Annotated in this window: 19 protein-coding genes; 13 read left to right on the top strand and 6 right to left on the bottom strand. The window is 38.8% G+C overall.

All coding sequences use genetic code 11. The features are described from left to right. Positions 1-162 precede the first annotated feature (162 nt). Together ACFFIP_RS04745 and dprA are read left to right on the top strand one after the other, a co-directional pair. The gene (locus ACFFIP_RS04745; RefSeq protein WP_382386424.1) at positions 163-519 is read left to right on the top strand and encodes a MerR family transcriptional regulator; all 357 of its coding nucleotides are present in this window, start codon (positions 163-165) and stop codon (positions 517-519) included. After that, complete coding sequence (gene dprA, locus ACFFIP_RS04740; protein WP_382386423.1) at positions 497-1624, top strand: DNA-processing protein DprA; 1128 nt, start codon at positions 497-499, stop codon at positions 1622-1624. The genes ACFFIP_RS04745 and dprA overlap by 23 nt, the downstream gene beginning before the upstream one ends. Before the next feature lie 125 nt (positions 1625-1749). Here dprA and ffh read toward each other — a convergent pair whose 3' ends face one another. Further along, positions 1750-3087 carry a signal recognition particle protein gene (ffh, locus tag ACFFIP_RS04735; protein ID WP_382386422.1) on the bottom strand — a complete coding sequence of 446 codons (1338 nt, stop codon included), beginning with the start codon at positions 3085-3087 and terminating at the stop codon, positions 1750-1752. A 203-nt stretch (positions 3088-3290) separates the two neighbouring features. Here ffh and ACFFIP_RS04730 point away from each other — a divergent pair, with 203 nt between their 5' ends. The 8 genes from ACFFIP_RS04730 (at position 3291) to ACFFIP_RS04695 (ending at position 12105) form a co-directional block, all read left to right on the top strand. Next, positions 3291-5720 (top strand): YfhO family protein, encoded by a 2430-nt coding sequence (locus tag ACFFIP_RS04730; protein ID WP_382386421.1) that lies wholly within the window; start codon positions 3291-3293, stop codon positions 5718-5720. 3 nt (positions 5721-5723) lie between these two features. Beyond that, positions 5724-6767, top strand: coding sequence for a glycosyltransferase family 4 protein (locus ACFFIP_RS04725; RefSeq protein WP_382386420.1), 1044 nt, complete (start codon positions 5724-5726; stop codon positions 6765-6767). Between the two features lie 20 nt (positions 6768-6787). Then, positions 6788-7630 (top strand): FkbM family methyltransferase, encoded by an 843-nt coding sequence (locus tag ACFFIP_RS04720; RefSeq protein ID WP_382386419.1) that lies wholly within the window; start codon positions 6788-6790, stop codon positions 7628-7630. A gap of 8 nt (positions 7631-7638) precedes the next feature. Beyond that, positions 7639-9117, top strand: a complete 1479-nt coding sequence (locus tag ACFFIP_RS04715; protein ID WP_382386418.1) for a lipopolysaccharide biosynthesis protein — start codon at positions 7639-7641, stop codon at positions 9115-9117. A 536-nt stretch (positions 9118-9653) separates the two neighbouring features. Next, a complete protein-coding gene (locus ACFFIP_RS04710) occupies positions 9654-10577 on the top strand; it encodes a universal stress protein (RefSeq protein WP_382386417.1) in 924 nt (307 codons plus the stop codon). Between the two features lie 104 nt (positions 10578-10681). Continuing rightward, the gene (locus tag ACFFIP_RS04705; protein WP_382386416.1) at positions 10682-11230 is read left to right on the top strand and encodes an RNA polymerase sigma factor; all 549 of its coding nucleotides are present in this window, start codon (positions 10682-10684) and stop codon (positions 11228-11230) included. A 34-nt stretch (positions 11231-11264) separates the two neighbouring features. Further along, positions 11265-11642, top strand: coding sequence for a hypothetical protein (locus tag ACFFIP_RS04700; RefSeq protein ID WP_382386415.1), 378 nt, complete (start codon positions 11265-11267; stop codon positions 11640-11642). A gap of 10 nt (positions 11643-11652) precedes the next feature. Then, positions 11653-12105 carry a Spy/CpxP family protein refolding chaperone gene (locus tag ACFFIP_RS04695; RefSeq protein WP_382386414.1) on the top strand — a complete coding sequence of 151 codons (453 nt, stop codon included), beginning with the start codon at positions 11653-11655 and terminating at the stop codon, positions 12103-12105. Between the two features lie 103 nt (positions 12106-12208). Here the strand turns inward: ACFFIP_RS04695 and mscL are convergent, their stop codons facing one another. Beyond that, positions 12209-12628 carry a large-conductance mechanosensitive channel protein MscL gene (gene mscL / locus ACFFIP_RS04690; protein ID WP_382386413.1) on the bottom strand — a complete coding sequence of 140 codons (420 nt, stop codon included), beginning with the start codon at positions 12626-12628 and terminating at the stop codon, positions 12209-12211. Between the two features lie 322 nt (positions 12629-12950). Here mscL and ACFFIP_RS04685 point away from each other — a divergent pair, with 322 nt between their 5' ends. Together ACFFIP_RS04685 and pfkA are read left to right on the top strand one after the other, a co-directional pair. Next, complete coding sequence (locus ACFFIP_RS04685; RefSeq protein ID WP_382386621.1) at positions 12951-13334, top strand: methylglyoxal synthase; 384 nt, start codon at positions 12951-12953, stop codon at positions 13332-13334. Further along, on the top strand, positions 13324-14310 hold the full coding sequence (pfkA, locus tag ACFFIP_RS04680; protein WP_382386412.1) for a 6-phosphofructokinase: 987 nt from the start codon (positions 13324-13326) through the stop codon (positions 14308-14310). The genes ACFFIP_RS04685 and pfkA overlap by 11 nt, the downstream gene beginning before the upstream one ends. Positions 14311-14356: 46 nt before the next feature. On the opposite strand, the gene ACFFIP_RS04675 is transcribed toward pfkA, so the two are convergent. The 4 genes from ACFFIP_RS04675 to ACFFIP_RS04660 all read right to left on the bottom strand — a co-directional run bounded on the left by ACFFIP_RS04675 (position 14357) and on the right by ACFFIP_RS04660 (position 21016). Continuing rightward, positions 14357-15910: an alpha-amylase family glycosyl hydrolase gene (locus ACFFIP_RS04675; RefSeq protein WP_382386411.1), complete on the bottom strand. Its 1554-nt coding sequence runs from the start codon at positions 15908-15910 to the stop codon at positions 14357-14359. 67 nt (positions 15911-15977) lie between these two features. After that, a complete protein-coding gene (gene fbaA, locus ACFFIP_RS04670) occupies positions 15978-17039 on the bottom strand; it encodes a class II fructose-bisphosphate aldolase (protein WP_382386410.1) in 1062 nt (353 codons plus the stop codon). A 19-nt stretch (positions 17040-17058) separates the two neighbouring features. Continuing rightward, positions 17059-19863, bottom strand: a complete 2805-nt coding sequence (locus ACFFIP_RS04665) for an alpha-amylase family glycosyl hydrolase (RefSeq protein ID WP_382386409.1) — start codon at positions 19861-19863, stop codon at positions 17059-17061. Positions 19864-19975: 112 nt separating this feature from the next. Then, positions 19976-21016 (bottom strand): SusE domain-containing protein, encoded by a 1041-nt coding sequence (locus ACFFIP_RS04660; protein ID WP_382386408.1) that lies wholly within the window; start codon positions 21014-21016, stop codon positions 19976-19978. Positions 21017-21365: 349 nt separating this feature from the next. Between ACFFIP_RS04660 and ACFFIP_RS04655 the strand changes: the two genes are divergently transcribed. Then, positions 21366-22397, top strand: a complete 1032-nt coding sequence (locus ACFFIP_RS04655) for a LacI family DNA-binding transcriptional regulator (protein ID WP_382386407.1) — start codon at positions 21366-21368, stop codon at positions 22395-22397. Positions 22398-22530 lie beyond the last annotated feature (133 nt).

Here is a 22530-nt window from a genome sequence, read left to right as displayed (position 1 = left end):
GAAAATATTCAACTGACTATCAACAAAATAACCTAACTGAGATAAAAAAGAGTTTATTTCGAAAAAGTATGGAAGTAATTTTGATTGATAAATATTAAATTGGTTGTTGAATTCGTTTTGTTAACAGGTTCAAATCATTCTTGGACCAAATCTTGATAAGCCGTGCCCTACAAAGAAAAAGAAATCGAAAAGAAATATTACTCTATTGGAGAAGTAGCCAGTATTTTTAAAGTAGCTCCTTCACTGATCAGGTATTGGGAGGGTGAATTTGATATTATCAAACCCAAAAAAGACAAAAAAGGCAATAGACGGTTCACTAAAGACGATATTGAAAAAATCAGATTTATATATCAACTGGTCAAGGTGAAAGGTTATACCCTTCAGGGAGCACAGGAAGTCATCAAGAAAGACCAGGAAAAAGTTTTTGACAAAGCCAGTTTGGTGGACAGGCTCCATCAGATCAAACGTTTTTTAATAGAAATAAGAGATAGCATACATGTTGACCCAGCAGAAAGATGAATTACTCTACCAATTAGCACTGCACAGAATTCCAAAAATAGGCCCTACGGTCTATAGAAATATATTGGCATATACAGGCTCTGCCCAAAGTTTTTTTGAAATGCCTGCCGGCAAAGCCGCCAAGATTCCAAGAATCAGCCATAAACTTTTGGAGCTTAGAAAGCTAAGGGACAATTATTTGAAAGAAGCAGAGGAAATCATTTCCTCATGCCACAAAAAGGGCATCAATATCATCACCTTTTCAAATCCTGCATTTCCTACAAGGTTGAAATCCCTAGATGATTGCCCTATGGTACTTTTTACAAAAGGAAATGTGAACCTGAATCCCAGTAGATCCATTGGGATCGTGGGCACCAGAAATGCCACAGAATATGGCAAAAGCATTACCAAAAAGATCATTGATGACCTAAGCCCCTATCAGCCAACCGTTATCAGTGGTCTTGCTTATGGAGTGGATATTGAATCCCATAGAGCTGCGCTGCAAAATAAGATTCCAACTTTGGGAGTCCTTGGCTCATCTGTAGATCAAATTTATCCTTCAGCACACAAAAGCACCGCCAACGCCATGCTGGAAACAGGAGGGCTTATCAGTGAATATCCTCCTGGTACGGTCATGCATCCCAGTAATTTCCCTCAAAGAAACCGCATCATCGCTGGATTATCAGACGCCTTAATTGTGGTAGAAGCCGCTAAAAAAGGAGGTGCCTTGATTACGGCTGAAATTGCCTACAGTTACAATCGAGAAGTTTTGGCCGTTCCGGGAAACCTTCAGGCTACTTACAGTGAAGGGTGTAATCACCTTATTAGGACTATGAAGGCCTCTATATATACAGGACCTAAGGATCTTGAAGAGGCACTTTCTTGGTCAAAAGACAACCTGATAGAAATCAAAAATAAAATCAGCACTTTGGATTTCTCCCAGTACGACGAGGAAGATCAGAAAATCCTCAAGCTCTTCCAGGAACACCATGAGTTGGAAATTGACCAACTTTCACTCCTAACCTCTACCTCTATTTCTACTTTATCCATGAAGTTATTAAACTTTGAATTTGAAGGACTTATAAAATCACTTCCTGGAAAAAAATACCGTCTGACAAAAGGATGACTGAAGGTATTACTAATGGGGCGCTATATCAAAAACAAAACTCCAAACTGCTCGAGCAATTTGGAGTTTGGACATTGAAAATTTGGAATTTGAAGCTTGGTAATTGGTAATTCCCAATTTCCCTCCTACCTTCTTCCCATTTTAGGAACCATACCGCTTAGCGCCTGTTTGGCTCCTCCCATTTTATTCATTTGTTTCATCAGTTTTCTCATATCTGAAAACTGCTTCATGAGATTGTTCACTTCAGTAATGCTTCTTCCGCTACCGGTAGCGATTCTCTTTCTCCTGCTTCCATCGATCACATCAGGATTTTCTCTTTCCAAAGGCGTCATACTTCTGATAATTGCTTCAATCGGTTTGAAAGAATCATCATCAATATCCAGGCCTTTCATCGCTTTCCCCATACCAGGAATCATTCCAACCAAATCTTTGATGTTACCCATTTTCTTGATCTGATCCAATTGGGAAAGGAAATCGTCAAAATTAAACTGGTTTTTACGGATTTTAGCATTGATCCTTTTGGCTTCATCCTCGTCAAAAGATTGCTGCGCTCTTTCTACCAATGAGATGACATCACCCATCCCGAGGATTCTCTGTGCCATCCTATCCGGGTGGAAAACGTCAATGTTCTCCATTTTTTCACCGGTCGAAATAAACTTGATCGGCTTATTCACGACGTGCCTGATAGAAATGGCTGCACCACCTCTGGTATCACCATCCAACTTGGTAAGGACCACTCCGTCAAAATTCAGTCTTTCGTCAAAGGTTTTTGCGGTATTGACCGCATCCTGACCGGTCATGGAATCGACCACAAAAAGTGTTTCTGAAGGATTGAGCGCCTTTTTCAAGGATTCAATTTCCTTCATCATCTGCTCATCCACAGCCAAGCGACCCGCAGTATCTACAATGACTATCTTCTTACCATGTTTCTTGGCATATTCAAGGGCATTATTGGCAATTTCAAGGGCATTTTTATTCTCCGGCTCAGCATAAACTTCTACACCAATCTGTTCACCCAAGACTTTCAACTGATCAATCGCTGCCGGTCTGTAGATATCACAGGCAGCCAAAAGCACTTGCCTGCCCTGCTTCTTAAGCAAATTGGCAAACTTACCTGTAAAAGTTGTTTTACCGGAACCTTGTAAACCCGATATCAAAATCACTGCAGGATCACCTTTGATGTTGACATCAACTTTGGTTCCACCCATCAATTTGGTCAACTCTTCCTGGGTAATTTTTACCAACAATTGCCCAGGAGAAACAGCTATCAATACATCACGGCCTAATGCCTGTTCTTTGATCGTATCTGTAACTTCCTTGGCTACTTTATAGTTAACGTCAGCATCAATCAAGGCCCTACGGATTTCTTTTACCGTAGTGGCAACGTTGATTTCTGTGATTTTACCAGTACCCTTTAGGGTTTTAAAAGCTCTATCTAATTTTAAACTAAGATTATCAAACATGCTGATTTCAATTTGGGACAAAAATAGGAATTTATTTCGTTTTTGCGGAATAAGGCGTCATTAAATGGCTTTCCAGATTGACAATATTTACCTTTCCTATCATTCATTAAAACCCAACAAGTGATAAAAGTTCACATGTGCATCAATGCTTTTATCAAATATTCCTAATTTGCGCATTGTCTTTCAACTGAAACATAACCGGAATGCAAATCAATATCAAAAAAGATATTCTGCCCCATCTGATCGGTGTGGTGCTTTTTTACTTAGTAGTCGTTCTTTACTTCTCTCCTGCTGTTTATGATGGAAAAATCATTTTCCAATATGACATTCTTCAATGGGAAGGTGCATCCAAAGAGATTTTGGATATTAGAAAAGAAAGCGGTGAAGAAGCACTTTGGGCAAGCAGACTTTTCAGCGGAATGCCTGCTTACCTGGTGAGCTTCGAAATACCCGGTGATATCACCAATACACTTACCAAAATACTGACATTGGGATTGCCCCATCCGATCAACTCCTTATTCTTTGGGATGGTATCCATGTATATTTTGCTGCTCAGTTTCAAGGTTAGGCCTGAATTTTCAATTGCTGGATCTATTGCATTTGCCTTTAACACCTTTCATATCATCAGTTTGGATGCAGGACACAATGCCAAAGTCTGGGCAATCTGCCTTATTCCTCTCATCCTTGCAGGTATCCACTTGGCATTTCAAAGAAAATACCTTCTCGGTTTGGCCCTATTTTCAATGGGCATGATGCTGCAGCTGAAATTCAACCACCTTCAGATCACTTATTATACCCTATTAATTGTCCTTATTTACGGCATAGCCGAAATCATTACCACAGTAAAAACGAAGGCTTTTCCTTATTTTGGAAAAGCCGTCTTAATTCTATTTGCGGGCTTGACTTTGGCAGTGGGCGCCAATCTTAGCCGGTTTTTATCAGTATTGGAATACAGCCCCTATTCAACAAGGGGCAAATCCAATATCAGCTCAAATGAAGGTTCCCAAGCTGGACTTGACAAAGGATACGCCTTTAACTGGTCACAGGGAAAATTGGAAACAATGACCTTTTTGGTCCCTTATTTATACGGCGGAGGCAGTACGGAGGCTTTGCCTGACAATTCCGCAACGGAGCAAGCTTTAAAGGCCAATGGTGTTGACAATACCCAAACGAGGGATTTCATCAAAAACGCAAGAACCTATTGGGGTGACCAGCCTGGAACAGGAGGTCCGATTTATGGAGGTGCCATCATGCTTTTCCTGTTTGTTTTGGGAGTCCTCTATGCCCCTAAAAAACAAAAATTAATATTTCTATCCATCACCATCTTATCCATACTCTTGGCTTGGGGCAAAAATTTGGAATGGTTTAATTATGCCATTTTTGATTACCTACCAGGCTATAACAAATTCAGAGCAGTGACCATGGGATTGACCATGGCCCTATTTGCTATTCCAGTGCTGGGCACTTTGGGACTGGAACACCTCTTCAGGAGTAACAAGCTTGAAGCGATCAATAAAAATCTTTTGATTGCCTTGGGAAGTACAGCAGGATTGGCTGCGTTTTTCTGGCTTTTCGCAGGCATGTTCAGCTTCAGAGCTCCTGTGGACACCAATTTCCCTGACTGGCTTGCAAATGCCCTGATGGATGACAGGAAAGCATTATTGAAAAGCAGTGCGTTGAAAAGCATCTTTTTCATTCTTATTGCAGCAGGTTTGGTCTGGGCATCGCTGAAAAATAAAATTCCTACTCAAATCGCTGGCTTATCCCTAGCGCTTATTTTGGTAATTGACCTTTGGACAATCAATAGAAGGTATCTAAGTGATGAATCTTACCAGTACAGTCCTTCGGAACAATTCTTTGCCAAATCTCCTGCTGATGAAAAAATCCTACAGGACAAGGGGTATTACAGGGTCTTGAATCTCGATAATCCTTTCAATGAAGCAAGAACAAGTTACTACCACAATAGTATAGGCGGCTACCATGGTGCTAAAATGAAAAGATATCAGGAACTGATCGAAAATGTGCTGGGAACTGAAATCCAAAACTTTATCCAAAAAGCCCAGGAAGGTAACTTTGATTGGGAAAGTTTAAAAGCATTAAATATGCTGAATACCAAATATATCATAGCCGGAAGAGGTGAAAATGCGGTGTTCCAAAATCCAGAAAGCAATGGAGCAGCTTGGTTCCCCTCTTCAATCCAATCAGTCATCACCAATGATGATGAAATCAGCAAGGTAGCATCGATGGATACCAAAACCGTGGCTACAGTAAACGAAAATGAATATGGAAAACAAGTGACTGGAATGGGTACTGTTGAACTGAGCGAAAGGAAGCCAAATGAACTGACTTATGCAGTTGAAGCGGAAAAAGGAGGGCTTGTGGTATTCTCGGAAATCTTTTATCCTAAAGGTTGGAAAGCTTATGTCAATGGCTCAGAAACCCCTATTATCCGTACAAATTATTTATTACGAGGCGTTCAGGTACCTGATGGCAGTTCATTAGTAAATATGAGATTTGAGCCTGGCAGCTATTATCACACCAAAACAGCAGTAGTAGTTTTCCAGTATCTTATCTCCATTCTCTTGGTTTTTGCGATTGCATTCACATACTACAAGGATAATCAAAAACCTTAAAAAATGCCCAAATCAAAGGTATTACTGGTCACTCCTTCCTTCCAGTCCTTTATACAACAGGACATCATATTCCTGTCTGAAAGGTATGAGCTGATCATCAATACCTATAACTGGAAAAGAAAAGAGCTTGCTCCTTTGTACCTGGCCATGCAGTTTTTTCATGTGTTGGCCCATATCAACCAAGTTAAGTTTGTCTTGGTACATTTTGGAGGGTATTGGTCATTCTTTCCAAGCCTTTTGGGCAAGTTGTTCCAAAAACCTGTCTTCATCGTATTGCATGGTACCGATTGTGCTTCCATTCCTGACCTGAACTACGGCAGCCTTAGAATACCGGTTTTAAAATGGTTTTGTCAAAAATCCTATGAATGGGCCAGCATGTTGCTCCCTGTAAGTAGTTCATTGGTCAAATCTTCCAATGATTTCTACCAACAAGGAAGACAAATCGCCAATGGCTTTTTACACCATTTTCCCGAATTAAAGACGAGATACCAGGTCATACCCAATGGCTTTGACATCAATTTTTGGATACCGGATACAGCACTCGGGAAGAATAGCAAAACCTTTATTGCTGTCCTATCCGCAGAGCAGTACATCCTTAAAGGTGGCGATCTGATCACGGAACTTGCCAAAAAACTGCCTGATTACACATTTTACATTGCAGGAATGCAATCTCCAAACGGTATCATGATACCAAGTAATCTCAAATTTCTGGGCAAACTCCATCCCAAGGACCTCAGAACCTATTATCAAAAAAGCGACTTTTTCTTGCAGTTATCCATCTTTGAGGGTTTTGGATGTGCCTTATGCGAAGCCATGCTCTGTGGTTGCATCCCGATTGGAAGTTCGGTCAACCATATCCCTGAAATCATCGGAAACACTGGCTATATTCTTCCAAGGCGTGACATCAATCTTTTGAGAAAGATCCTTCAACCTATCTTACAACAAGAAAATACCATTGAAGGTGCTCCTTCACCAAGGGAAAGGGTCATTCGGTTTTATAACTTGGAAAATAGGAAAAACCTACTTTTTTCACTTCTTCCTGATTAATATTGTAAGAATTGCTATATATGGAAAAATTAGCTGCAACCTTTTCTAGACATCTATACATCATACCAGGAGGTTATTTTTTGGTTCAGTTCTTAAAAAACCTTTTTCATCAAAAATATACTGATCCTGAATGGCGGATATTTAGCTTTAGAGGGATTTCAATGAAAGTTGATATTTCCAAAAGTATGGGGTCTGCGATCTATTGGAGAGGTGCGCATGATTGGGCTCCTATATTTGCAATGCAAAAAATCATCCAAAAAGGCTACACGGTCATTGATGTGGGAGCCAATCAAGGGGAATACAGCCTTTGGGCAGCAAGATCGGTCGGGAAAAATGGTAAGGTTTATGCTTTTGAACCATTAAGTACCATGTACAGCAGACTTTTGGAAAACATCAAATTGAACCCTGACCTTATCAAGATTATTACCCCTGTCCGAATGGGGCTTTCTAACAAGGCAGATGAACTGGATTTATATTCCTCCAACCTATCCAATGAAGGCGTAAACAGTTTGTACGCTGAAGAAGGAAGTGTTTTTCTCGAAAAAATCAGTCTGAACACCTTAGATGATGAATTGGCCAAACTTGGAAACCCAATGGTTGACGCCATCAAGATAGATGTGGAAGGAGCAGAATTATTTGCTTTAGAAGGGGCAAAAAAAACGATAGAGGAGTATAGACCTGTTTTGTTCATAGAAATCAACCAAGAGGCATGCCGGTCTGCCGGATATCAAGCAATGGATATATTGTCATTTTTGGAAGAATACGGGTATTCTTTTGAGGTAATTGGACTGAGAGGGAAAACCTCAAGGCTAAATACTAAGGAGTTGCCTGCGTTCTGCAATATAATAGCAAGGAAAAAATAGAAAGGCAAATGAAGTCAATTGCACGCCAAAGTATACTCACCACATTTTCTTCCTATTTGGGAGTAGTGATCGGGTATTTTAATGTGCTTTGGCTCCTACCCTATGCGTTGGAGCCTGGGCAAATTGGCTTATTCAGAACCATTCAGGATTTGGCTTTACTTCTTGTTCCCTTTGCCCAATTAGGTCTTGGAAATGGAATTACGAGGTTCTTTCCAGAAGTAAAGGAAAAGCCTTATCCATTCTTCACCATGAGCCTGTTATTGAGTTTAATTGGTTTTTTGTTGGTGACTGTTCTGTTTTTTCTTTTCAAAGAAGCCTTGGTATCGGCCTTTGCCAAAAACTCTCCGGAAGTGATTGACTTTTTTGCGGTAGTACTTTTGATTGTCTTTTTCTCTGTTTTAAATTCCATCTTAGATGCATTCAGCAGGTCTTTTTTGAAAGTGGCCATACCTACCTTTTTCAGGGAAGTTTTGCTAAGATTACTGGTCGCCATTTTGATCATGGTTTATTTATTCAATTGGTTGGATTTTGAGCAACTGATGTGGGGATTATCCATAATCTATCTGATCACCTTATTGAGCATGATAGCCTATATGCGCAGTATAGGTATTTTCAAGATCGAATTGAATTTCAATTCTTTTCCAAAGGACTTTAGGTCAAGTTTCATAAAATATAGCCTGATCACTTTTCTGGGCACTACAGGTTCACTGCTGATCATGAAGATCGATAGCTTGATGGTCACCTCTATGATCGGACTAGATGCGAATGCCATCTATTCCATAGCCTTTGCCATCGCCATTGTCATTGAAATGCCAAGAAGGGCTATATCCCAAGTTGTCATGCCGGTGATAGCGGATCATTTCTCCAATAATAGCCTAGATCAAATCCATAAACTCTACAAACAGGTTGCTGTCCACCAACTTCTCATTTGCCTTTTATTGTTTATAGGAATTTGGGCTAATGTCAACAACCTTTACCATTTTGTGCCGAATAAGGAAGTTTATGAAACTGGAAAATGGGTGGTTTTCTGGATCGGACTGGGGAAAATTTTTGACATGTTATTTTCCATTAATGGGGAAATCATCGTCAATTCGAAGTATTACAAGTTCAATATTACTGCAACATTGATCATGAGTGTGCTCGTTATTGTATTGAATCTGTTGTTAATTCCTCAATATGGCATAGAAGGAGCAGCATTGGCCTCATTTCTGTCAATGCTTTCTTATAACCTAATCAAATATGCTTATGTCAAATACAGGCTTGACCTAGATCCATTTTCTCTAGACATAGCCAAAATTATCTTGGTTGGAGCATTTGTGTTTTTTGTCCAATTCCATCTCTTCAAAAAGATGGAGTCAGGTATTTTTGACCTTATAATGAGGTCAATTGTGATCAGTATCCTGTATTTGTTGGGGGTCTTCCTTTTAAAAATTGCTAAGACGAGTCAAGACGAAGTGATCAAAAAAATAAAAAGACTCAGGCCTTAGAGTGTTACCAAACCTCTTTATAGACAAGATTTGAGCTGCCTGAAATCCGCAAACTTCCACTGTTATCCTGCCTGAAAGACGAGGTCCCGATTGCTCGGGATGAGGCCTGTTTTTGGAAAGGGCTTCACTCGGAATTGTTAATTAATTGTGAAGTCGGAACATGTCAGCGACCTGAGTCTTGTGCAAATATACGGAGAAAAGATGGGATGGTTTTGTTTGGAGTTAGATAATCCTCATCAGTGTCTTTAATTTCTTTTTCAACAAACTATCGAACCATGAACAGAAGTATTTGACCAAAAATCATTTTGTTCAACTTTTATTATCTGTAATTTTATAATGTTAATATTAGACATGGAATGGTTTCCTTGCAAAAAAGAGCTGAACCTACTCTCCAAGATGTCTGGAAAATGAAAGAAACAGAATAAAAAATGGATTTGAGAAAAATATATTCCAGTTTTACAAAATATTATTTTAAAAAAATCAACTTTTCAAATCCGTAATCGTTAATTTTGCTGCACGAAAAGGCATAAAACAAAATGTACCAAATTAAGAAGCTAATCGTTTGTCTAGACCAGAGTTCTCTTGATGAAACTCTTGTGAATTTTGCCTCCTTTATAGCCAGGGCAAATCAGACCAAAAAAATCTACTTCACCAATGTCATCAGGAATCTCAACATTCCTAAAGATGTCTTGACTGAGTTTCCTAACCTCATAGAAAATATGGTTGAGGAGAGAAAAACTCAGATGAAGGAAATAGTTGAGAAATATTTTGAAAATGATAAAGAGATTGAATTGGCTTATGTGGTAAAAGAAGGCCAGCTTTCCAAGAAAATCCTGAAATTGGCACATGAAAAATCTGCTGATATGATCATCGTTGGCAGAAAGGTAAACCTACCTGGAACAGGTGTCTTATCTCAACGATTGGCTAGAAGAGCAAGCTGCTCATTATTGATCGTTCCAGAAAATGCCCAACCAAAAATCGACAAACTTTTGGTGCCTTCCGATTTTTCTGATTATTCAAAAGATGCCATGGAAGAGGCTGTCCTGATAGCTGAAAAATATGGGAACAATACAGAAATCGTTTGTCAAAACGTATTCACGGTACCATCAGGATACCATTTTACCGGAAAAAGCTACGAAGAGTTCACTGCAATCATGCAGATGCATGCAGAAATCAATTTTAAAAAGTTTATTCGGAAAATAGATACCAAAAATATTAATATCATTCCGGTTTATACCCAGGATGAAGACGATGATCCAGTAGAGGATATCCTGGCCAAAGCCAAAGAAATCTCTGCTGATTCCATTGTCATTGGAGCTAAAGGAAGAACCGCAGCTACAGCCCTTTTCATTGGAAGTATGGCTGAAAGGCTCATTCAGCTCAATGATGAGTTTCCACTCCTGGTAACCCGACCAAAAGGAAAAAATGCAGGTATCCTAGATTATATCCTTGAAATATAAAATCTGATTCGACAGGGCTATTTGCCCTGTTTTTTTTATCTTATTTTTAAGATCACTTTAGAATCACATTAAACCTCCGGGGAGTTTTCTTGTCAAAGGGCTGCATGATGTCATTAAGCGATTTAGAACTTTTAAAACTGATCAAAAATCCTGAGACCAAAGAAAAAGGTTTTAGATTTTTAGTAGAAATGTATCAAAAAAGAGTATATGGCGTCATCCGTAAAATGGTCATCATACACGAAGATGCTAACGATTTGACTCAAATGACCTTCATCAAGGCATTCAAAAATATTCAGAATTTCCAAGGTAACTCTTCAATCTTCACTTGGCTTTATAGAATTGCTACCAACGAAAGTCTGAATTTTTTGGAGAAAAAAAAGAAAAGGTTTTTCTTCAATATCGAAGATCATCAGGAATTGATGAAAAATTATATTGAATCTTCTCCCTTAATTGACGGTGAAGTGATTGAAAAAAAATTACAGAAAGCCTTACTGAACCTTCCTGAAAAGCAAAGACTAGTATTCAACCTCAAATATTACGATGACCTCAGTTATGACGATATCAGCAAAATCACGGATACTTCTGTTGGGGCTTTAAAAGCATCATACCACCATGCGGTAAAAAAAATTGAACACGAATTGAAAATTGAATAAACCATTGGCCATCAAACCTGTCTAAAGACTGAATATGGAAAATTTACCTAATAAAGATATTTTCAAAACACCTGAAGGATATTTCGAAGAATTACCCGATAAAATCCTGGCAAGGCATCATAAAGAAAAATCCAGATCTTTATCCTTGGTCATCCGCTATGCAGCAGCTGCGGTAGTAGTGATTGGAGTAGGCATATTTGCGCTGTTCAATATGAATGAACAAGATCAAATGCTTCAAAGTAACCTGAATGATGAAATAAACCTTTATATCAATTCGGATTACTGGCAAGCAGAAGATGTTTTGGGATTAGCAGATAATCCTGACAATATACTTGATGAAATCATCCTGACCGAATGGGGAAATTATGAATGGGAGGATGAGGATGAGTTTGAAAATGAAATGTGGTTTTAATTAAACAATCATGAAAAACATAACGCTACTGATTCTTATGGTATTCCTGTCTTTTTCCGGCTATGCACAGCGGCAAGGACAGCAATATGATAAAGAAAAACTAGAAGCAGCCCGAGTGGCATTTATTACCAACAGACTTGATCTTAAGCCTGTCCAAGCAGAAAAGTTTTGGCCGATTTTTAATCAATACCAAGAAGACAGGACCAAGTTGATGGAACAAATGTCTAAACTCAATAGGGCCGCATCTCAAGAAACCAACGAAGTAAAAGCACGGGAAATGGTGGAACAAAGGTTTGCAATCCAACAGGAATTATTGGATAGGGAAAAACTATTCATGAGCAATATCATGCAGGTTATCAGCCCTTTGCAGGCAGTAAAATTAAGTGGTGTCAACAGGGATTTTACGCGACAACTATACAGAATGAATCAAAGTAGAGACCGGGAAAACAAAAACAATCTTTAGATATTCCACTACTATCTCCAATTGAGAAATCATCAAAGTATTTGGCCTAAAACTCTAGATACTTTTTAAGAAAAGTAAAGCAGCCTTCCGGCTGCTTTTTTTATTATTTGTTTTTCAACAAATCGCGAATTTCTTCCAAAAGAACTTCGGATTTAGGAGGTGCTGCAGGTGGCGGTGGTGGGGCTGCTGCTTCTTTTTTCTTGAATGAGTTCATTGCCTTGATTGCCATGAAGATCACAAATGCAATGATCACAAAGTCCACCACATTCTGAATAAAATTACCATAACTCAATACCACTGCGGCCATTTCTTCACCTGCCTCTGTGGTATAAGCATCCCTTAGAGTGACGGCGAGGTCTTTAAAGTCAACCCCACCTAATAAAACACCAAGCGGAGGCATGATGATATCATTGACAAACGAGGAAACAATCTTCCCAAATGCGCCACCAATGATGACCGCCACAGCCAGGTCAACTACATTGCCTTTGACTGCGAATTCTTTAAATTCTTTTAATAATCCCATAGATTAAAGTTTTAAGATTGATTGATGTTCTAAAATAACTAATTTTTTGAATTTAAATAACAGTAATTCCAGCTTGACAAGAAATTATCTTTTATCCTACATTCCTTTACCAAAATACACACATTATTTTACTTTCATGTAATCATCCCTGATAAAAGAGACCTAAAAAAACATCAAAAAAATATAGACTTTAAGTTTATGCTCTCAAAAATAAGGATAGATCAAAGTGAAATCCTCTGCAGATTTTAATTAATTCATCCTCATTCCTCATGATTTCTACAAAATTTCCTAACTTTCGCATACAAACCTATTAACGAAGATGATGAAGATTGCCTTGATTGCCCATGATGGAAAAAAGGCTGATATGGTTCATTTTTTAATTGGATTCAAAGATCAACTGAACCATGCCGAAATTGAACTAGTCGCAACAGGAACTACAGGTTCGCATATTGAGCGGGCTGGTTTCAAAGTACAAAAATTACTTTCAGGACCTTTGGGAGGAGATGCCCAAATTGCATCTTTAGCAGCACAAAAAGAGCTGAAAATGGTTATATTTTTTAGAGACCCATTGGATAAGCACCCACATGAACCTGATGTCCAAATGCTGATGAGGATCTGTGACGTACACAATATTCCTTTGGCTACTAACCCTGCTGCGGCCAATTTGATGTTTCAACAATTAACGAAAGACTTTAATGGAAATTAAAACTATAAAAAGAATTGGTGTATTGACCTCAGGTGGTGATGCACCTGGCATGAATGCTGCTATCCGTGCTACTGTTAGAGCCGGTTTTTATTATAACCTGGAAATGTATGGTATTTACCGTGGATATGAAGGCATGATCCACAACGAAATCAAAAAACTTGAATCTAAACATATCAGCCACGTGCTGGAAAGAGGGGGCACTTTCTTAAAATCTGCAAGGAGTCAGGAGTTCCGTACACCAGAAGGAAGAAAAAAAGCCTATGAAAACCTTCAAAAGCACAGAATTGATGCTTTAGTGGTCATTGGAGGAGATGGTTCCTTGACAGGAGCACATCTTTTTTACAAAGAATTTGGAATCCCTGCTATAGGAATTCCTGGAACGATTGATAATGACCTTGCAGGAACAGACATGACCGTTGGTTTCGACACTGCTTGTAATACCGCCATCGAGGCCATCGATAAAATCAGGGATACTGCTACTTCACATGACAGACTTTTTTTCGTGGAAGTAATGGGAAGAGATGCAGGTTTTATTGCCATCAATGCCGGGATTGGAAGTGCTGCAGCTGCAACGCTGATCCCTGAAAAAAAGATGCCTATAGAAAGGTTGGTAGAAAGACTTCAGGCACGTAAAAAGGCCATGAAGCAATCTAACATTGTCATAGTAGCTGAAGGTGGAAAAAGTGGTGGCGCATCTGAGATTGCCGATAAAATAAAAAAACAACTCCCCTATTACGATATTAAGGTTACGATTTTGGGGCATTTACAACGTGGTGGAGCCCCTTCTTCTCTGGACAGGGTTCTTGCCAGTAAACTTGGAGTTGCTGCTGTTGAAGGCCTTCTCGCGGGTAAATACGATGTCATGGCAGGTGTCATCAACAACAAAGTTGTCTATACCCCAATTACTAAAGCCATAGTAGACGATAAAGAAGTGGATGAAGATGATTTTAGAATTGCCAAAATTCTTTCTACATAAAAAAAGGAGGTAAAACCTCCTTTTTTTATGCTATTTTTCATTGATGTTACTCCCTTTCTATTACAATACTTGAATATCCGGGAAGGATAACCTGACCATTTTCTAAGTCAGACATCCCATAGGAATAAATTATCTTAGTATATTCTTCTGAAATTTTAAGGCTTTGCTGAACATCACTGAGGTTATGCACCACCATAACCTCCTGGTCTTGATGATTTCTAAAGAAAGCCATTAAAGGCTTGGCCAATTCCCCTTCAAATAGTTCAAGATTCCCTAAAGCAAGTGCACGGTTGCTATTCCTAAGTTTGATGATTTCTTTGTAATGATTGAAATAACTGGTACTCATTGACTTTTGTATTGCCAAAGGCGTAACTGTTTCGTCAATAGAATAGATGGGTTCAATCCAAGCAGCCCTTCCTTTGTCATTCGCTTTCATATCCCAGAGGAAAGGTTCACGGATCTGCTCATCTGGCTTTTTGCCCAACATGCCTATTTCTTCTCCATAATATAGATAGGGAGCACCGGGCATTGTCATGAGGATATTGATAGCCTGCTTTAGTTTTTTAGGATTCTCATCCAGGGAATTAAGCAATCTTGGCTGATCATGATTTGAGGAAAAGGTAGCGTCAATAAAATCTTTGGTAATATCCAAATAGAAATCCAAGACCTCCTTCTGCTTTTTTACCAAAAGCATGCCGTCCTCTTTTTCGTAAGATTCTATTAAGTTGTAATGAAAATCAAAATTAAAAAGAGCCGGTAAACCTGGTAAATAAGGGGCTACAATATCTTTTTTGTCGTAAACCTCACCTACAAGGTAAACATCAGGCTTTATTTCCACCATTTTTTCCCTAAACTCTCTCCAAAATGCATGATTATCCTCCGGCCTGTCATCTGGAAAAATATGCTTTGCCGCATCCAGTCTAAATCCATCTACACCAACCTCTTCTAGCCAAAATCTTCCAATTTCATAAATTTCTTCTCTGACTCTGGGGTTGTCAAAATTCAGATCAGGCATATCCCCTATAAAAAAACCATAGTAGTAGTCTTCTCCAATTCCCGGGTCATGCCATTGCCTGATATTATCTGAGTCTATGGTGATGGTTTTCTTATTGATGTAATCAGCAATGGTATCCTTTTGAGCCCAAACATAATAGTCTCTGTAAGGGTTATCTCTCCCTTTTTTGGCTTCCAAAAACCATGGATGCTTACTACTGGTATGGTTGATGATCATATCAATGACCACCTTGATGTCCTTCTTGTGGGCCTCTGCCAAAAGCTTTTTGAAATCTTCCATTGTCCCATAATCCGGATGGATATCCTTATAATCGGTTACATCATATTTATGATAACTTGGAGAGGGCATAATGGGCATAAACCAAATGGCATTTGCCCCTAATTCTTTCACATGATCAAGCTTTTTGATCACCCCATTAATATCTCCAATGCTATCTCCATTCGAATCATAAAATGACTGGATAAAAATCTCATACGTGATACCCGCATGAGGCCAATGGTTTTCAACTTCTCCTTCTTTTAAACCTGTACAGGAAAATGTTAATGTCAAGATCAGTAAAGCAATTAGAGGTAAAAGATGTTTCATATGCAAGATTAATGAAAAGGAAAAAGTCACCTTTAAGTGACTTTTTCAATCAAATATTTAAGTCAAATTAATTTCTGCCAATAGCATTCAACATATCAAAAGCCAATTCCAACCTTTTGATAAAGCTCTCCTCCCCTTTTCTCAACCATACTCTTGGGTCATAATATTTCTTATTTGGACTATCTGGTCCTTCGGGATTGCCTAGCTGTGTCTGCAAATAACCTTCATTTGCCTGATAATAATTTTTGATTCCTTCCCAAAAAGCCCATTGCTGATCTGTATCAATATTCATTTTGATCGAACCATAGCTGTTGGCTTCTCTGATTTCCTCAACAGTTGAGCCTGACCCACCATGGAAAACAAAATAAACCGGCTTAGGACCTGTTCCAAATTTCTTGGAAATATAATCCTGGGAATTTTTCAGGATCGCAGGTTTTAAACTAACATTACCTGGTTTATAGACACCGTGAACGTTACCAAAGGAAGCAGCTACAGTGAACAAGTCTCCAACCTGCTTCAGGTGCTCGTATGCGTAAGCCACTTCCTCAGGTTGTGTATATAGCTTAGAGCTATCTACATCAGTATTGTCCACACCATCTTCTTCACCGCCTGTAATACCCAATTCAATCTCAATTGCCATTTCAAGGACTTTCATCCTCTTGAAATATTCTACCGAAATTTCAATGTTTTCACTCACTGGCTCTTCAGAAAGATCCAGCATGTGGGAGCTGAATAATGGTTTTTTGTGGGCTGCATAAAATGCTTTGCCTTCTTCTAAAAGACCATCAATCCAAGGAAGAAGCTTTTTAGCACAGTGATCCGTATGTAGGATAACCGGAACACCATATGCCTCTGCCATCCTGTGCACATGCATGGCGCCGGAAATTGCACCCTGAATCGCTCCATTCTGGTTTTCATTGCCCATGCCTTTTCCTGCATAAAATTGGGCTCCTCCATTTGAAAATTGTATGATAACTGGAGAGTTTACTTTTTTCGCTGTCTCAAGTACTCCATTTATGGTACTGGTATTGATTACATTGACAGCAGGCATTGCAAACTCACTCTCTTTTGCGTAATCCAATAGGTCTTTGAGTTCCTCTCCGTATTTAACTCCTGGTTTGAATTTCATGATGTTTTTTAATAGGTTATTACTGTTTTATGAATCTTTTTCTATGAACCTGACGGTTGTCAAAGATTTCAAAGATATAAATACCTGCATTAAAATCCTTTAAATCCACTTGTAAAATATTATTTGGAGAGAAGTTAGTACCCTCTATTATCACTTTCCCAGTCACATCAATCATCCTGTAATTGAATTCTTTGATTGACTCTGGAAGTACCACGTTCAAGTGGTTATTCGCTGGAACCGGATACAGCTTAAACTCTGACAAACCTATTTCCTCAGGACCAATAGAAGTAATCAAATCTTCCATTAAGATATCTCCTTCTGGGGTAGGAAGCGGCTGATTGGTAAACAACATGAATTCATTTGCCCTTAATCTAAAAGTTTGTGAACTTCCTGTGACCAGGATTTCTTCCCCTGTAAAATAATTGTACCATGTCCCAGAGGATGGAAAGGACAAATTTGCATTATTAGCGTCAGTCAATCCAAAATTACCGTGCAACACAACGTGAAAATCACCATCTGACAGCCTTATTGATTTTAAATTCTGTGTTAAATTCAAGACGGCATTTTCCGGTGAATTGAAAATCTTGTGTTCATTCTTCAATTTGATCATGGCCTGGTACAGTCTCCATAACCTTTGCCTTTCTGGATTATCCAGATAATTCCATCTTGTTGGCTTAATCCCCAATCGGTCATTATTAAGCTCAAGATCATATCCAAATTCCTCAAACTGCCAGATCATCTTTGGCCCTGGAATAGCAAAAAAGAATGCTGCCATCAGCTGATTTCTATTTACTGCATTATTGAGTTGTCTGATGTTCAAAGGAGAAGTCTGTCCCCAGGTAAGTGACTCCCACATGGTACGTTCTTCATCATGACTTTCCATGTAAGCAACGAGGTTATTTTGAGACCAGCCACGTGATTGGAAATACGCCCAATCGAAGTTCCTGGATCCTCCTTTGGCCATTTCCCGGAAATCCCCATTAATATTACCCCAGAACATCAATCCATGATCTGCCAATTCTCTTTCTTCAGCATTATCTGCAAAATGCTCCAAAATCACATATGCATCAGGAAAGTCAGATTTGATTTGATCGTGGATGTTTTTCCAAATGACAATTCTGGACTCATCACGCTGCCCCCATTGGCCTACATTATTTCCAGAGTTGACCTGTGTGAAACCTTTGCTCAAGTCAAATCTATACCCATCCACCTTATACTCTGAGAGCCAATAATGATTGACAGAATCTACAAATGCTTTGGTATAGCTACTTTCATGGTTGAAATCATAGCCCACGTTAAATGGATGCTTCGCCTCCCTGTTGAGCCAAGGATTGTCTAAGGTAGGCGCTCCATAATCCCCATCATTGTATAGACGTACAAATGGATTTTGACCAAAAGCATGGTTCAGTACCATATCCAAGATCACCACCATATCCCTCTTGTGGGCTTCGTCAATTAATTCCTTCAGATGATTTTTGGGACCATAAAACTTATCTACCGCAAAGAAAAAGGATGGATTATAGCCCCAGGAAAGATTGCCTTCAAACTCTTTTATGGGCATCAACTCTATGGCATTGATACCGAGATCTTTTAAGTAATCAAGCCTTTCAATCACTGCTTTAAAAGTTCTCCTTTCGTCAAAATCCCTCACCAAAAGCTCATAAACCACCAGTTCTTCAGGTTTTGGTTTTTGATAGTCCAAATGTTTCCACTGGTATTCGGGCTGTGCTGTCTGTAAGTAAGTAGCCTGGAATTCTGTCTTTCCTTGAGGATAAGGCTTTAGGCCAGGATATCTGTTCTGTTGTATGATTTCATTGTCATGAAATGGATCTGAGACTTTATCTGCATAAGGATCCCCAATACGGAGACTTCCATCAACCAAATATTGAAAAATATATTCCTCTCCTGGTGTTAAACCAGTCAGTCTAAACCAAAACAGCTCACCATCAGGGGTCTGATTCATCTGATAATCCCCTAATACCTGCCAATCATTAAAATCTCCAATGACAAAAGCGTTTTTCTTTTGGGGAGCTTCCAATACCAGCACCACTTCAGTATCGGACACATAATTGATGCCCTTCTTGATACCTGCAGGAAGGGGCAATTTCAGGCTTGGTCCTACTACGGAAATAATAATTTCGTTTTCTGAACTTTCTCCATCTTTTTCCGCAAGTGCTTTAATGATATAAGTTCCTTCCAGAGTGGCTGCAAAAGTGTAGTTAAGTTCATCTGCCGAGGCGGCGTTGGCTACCTCTATATCATTCACAAAAATTGAAAGATCGGCTTTTTCTGAAGCAACGATTGAAATTTCTTGTGTTTCATTGATTTCCAATAATATTGAGGATGTTGATGGATTGGTAAATGTAACTTGAAATCCTTGGCTAAGGTCTACAAAAAAATCACCATTGGTATCTGTTTTCCCCTCTCTACTACCGTCAACATTCCGGAAAACCATACCTAACCTATAAATAGTCTGACTTTCGGAGGGTTGAAAAAATTCATTAGGGGTAAATTCCCATTCCCAAATATTGTCCTCACCTTCTACTTTTTTCATTTTGGCTTTTGGATCATCGGTTCCCCATTGGGTTGGGACTATTTCCCAAGCTGTGGAGTTTGGTCCTGCAACAACCGCTCCGATATGGATATACACCTGGGAAGCCCCTATAAGACCTGTTGTGCCTTTTGAAGCATCATAGATAATTTTAATGTTTTGATCAGCCCTGGGAAAACCTGGCACTGTTGTTACCTGGGCATATAGAGGTGTTGATAAAAAAAATAGAAAAATTATGCTTATAGGTAGGAGAAATGAGATCCGGATATTCATGGAAAAGGATTTAACTGGAATGAACAAAACCGGTAATGACCTTGAAACTGATCATTACCGGTTTGTAAGAAATGTATAACCAACCACATTCAGATTGGCAAAATGAGGTTATTTAATTTTTAGTTACTGAATACAAAACAGCTCCTGGGGTTTTGAAATCCAAAGTAATGGTGTAATTACCTGCAGAAGTGATCGGAATATTACCGCCATCAAAACCACCTACACCATCCGCAGTGCCCAAGCCATAATTATTATCCCAAGACTGCGTACGGAATTTCATTTCACCTTCGGTGAGGTCCGTAGTGATGGTCAAAATATTGTTGGCTGCATTAAAACTCATTGGCGTTTCATTGTCCCAACCACCTGCAGTTGCACTACCGATTATACCCCACACACCTATTCTTTCCATTTCATAAGTAAGGTTATTCAGATCTGCCTTAACACGGTATGTACCTGGATCTCCAGAAATTTTTAAGTTACCGCCTTTTTCTACCAAGGTATTGTTACCTGCACTTCCAAAATCAGGAAACTCATCCCAAGCAGGACCAGTAATAAACTTAAATTCACCTGACCCCCCTAGGATATGCACAAAGCCTTCATAGACATCATTTGCCTCAGCAGAATAAATAATGGTATTGTCATTACCAGGATTCCAACTTTGATAATCACCAGGCACTCTAAGGAAAGGAAGGTCGACCACATCAGAATAAGGGGTTACATTCAAGGTTATCGGTGAACCAAAAATATCCCTCAAAGATTTGTTGATACTGGATTTCACCCTAACTTCTATGGCTCCTGCCACTTCTGGTTCCAACCCCTCCGCTATTAATTTTTTGTTGAATTCGCCGATTTCGACTTCAATTGTAGTAGTGGTGGATGCACCAAAATCTACTGGATTGGCAAATTGGTTTCCGGAAATATCCATCTGAAGCGTGTAAGTAACCTCTCCAGTGGTTCCGAAATCCGCTGAAGAAACTTCAAAAACCAACTTCTCTTCCGCATCTTCCTGACTCAATACAATATTAGTTCCTGATGCAGGATTGGTAAGCGTAGAAGGAGACTGCTGAATAATGGGTGGCTGATCCATTTCGCCACATGCCCATACTAAAGGTAGCAAAGCTGCTAACCAAGTGAATTTGTAAATTACTCTCATAGTAAACTGATTTGGTATTTATTGTTGCTTTTATGAATTTGAATAATAATAATTTTTCTTGTTAATATTAAATATTGTTTGAAAACAATCAAGATTCAAACAATTCGTTGATCGCAATGATCTAATTATATTAACTAATACTCCTTTTACCTGCAAGAAAAATATCAAAATAATTTTAAAATAAATGCATGCAAACGTCACCGCAATCGATTTCATTCATGATATTTTTTCTTGAATTTTAGGACATTTGTGAGTCACTTGTTTTAAAAATGAATAATTTAAACGTAATTCGGTATTTGAAAAGATTTAAAACTCAGGTCATTTTAAATCTTAGAAAAATATAATTTTTATGAAATTAGGACAGGCTACCATCAAAGACATCGCAAGGGAACTTAACGTTTCTAACTCTACTGTTTCTAGAGCATTGAAAGATTATCCTGGAATCAGTGACGAAACAAAAAAAAAGGTAAAAGAGCTAGCTGAAAAATTAAATTACAGGCCTAATGCCGTGGCTTTGAGTTTGAGAAAAAGTAAGTCTTTTACCATTGGAGTGATTATTCCTGAAGTGGTTCATTTTTTCTTTTCCACGGTGATCAGCGGAATTGAAGAAATTGCCTTTAAGAATGGTTATAATGTAATCCTTTGTCAAACCAATGAAAAACTGGAAAGGGAAAAAAGTGTATTGAATACCATGCTTGATAATCAGGTTGATGGGTTGCTGGTCAGCTACTCTAAAGAAACCACTGATTTTGATCACTTTAGTAAGTTGTTGAATTTAGAATTTCCAATTGTTTTTTTTGACAGGTTGCCTGAGATCGATAACACCATCAATGTCACAGTCAACGATTATCAAGGAGCCTATCAGGCAGTCAAACATCTTGCAGAGCAGGGATATAAAAAGATTGTTCACCTCGCTGGCCCAAATAACCTGGCTATCAGCAGAAAAAGGAAAGATGGTTACATAGAAGCCTTGAGGGATAGTGGTATGGAAATAGATGAAAATTTGATCTTATCTTGTCCAAATGGAGATGAAAAGGAAAGTTTTGACGCTACACTTAAGTTATTCGAAAAACCGGAAACAAGGCCTGATGCAATTTTTGCCCATCATGACATTGTAGCCGCTGGCGCCATGATGGCTATTAAATCCTTGGGATTAAAAATACCAGAGGATGTTGGCGTAGTAGGCTATTCCAACTGGCAGTTTTCTTCCATGATTGACCCTCCACTATCTACTGTAGCACAACCAGGGTCAAGAATCGGAGAAAAAGCGACAGAACTTTTATTACAGATGATCGATGGGAAACGGGAAGCCTCTGCCAAAGGGGAAAATGTGGTTTTGGATACAGAACTCTTGGTCAGGAAGTCATCCGTAAAAATTTAATTTTTTTTCCTGAAATACCATTTTTTTATGCAAACGTTTGAATAAGGCCCTCATTTAAATATTTGCCATTCAATTGAATAAAATAAAGCCAAAGCATTGCTTAGACCTATTCAGAATCATTTTTTACTTTAAT

Source organism: Fontibacter flavus (assembly GCF_042432905.1).
GTDB classification, from domain to species: domain Bacteria; phylum Bacteroidota; class Bacteroidia; order Cytophagales; family Cyclobacteriaceae; genus Fontibacter; species Fontibacter flavus.
The sequence above is the reverse complement of the archived record's forward strand: the minus strand, read 5'-3'. Positions and strand labels throughout refer to the sequence as shown.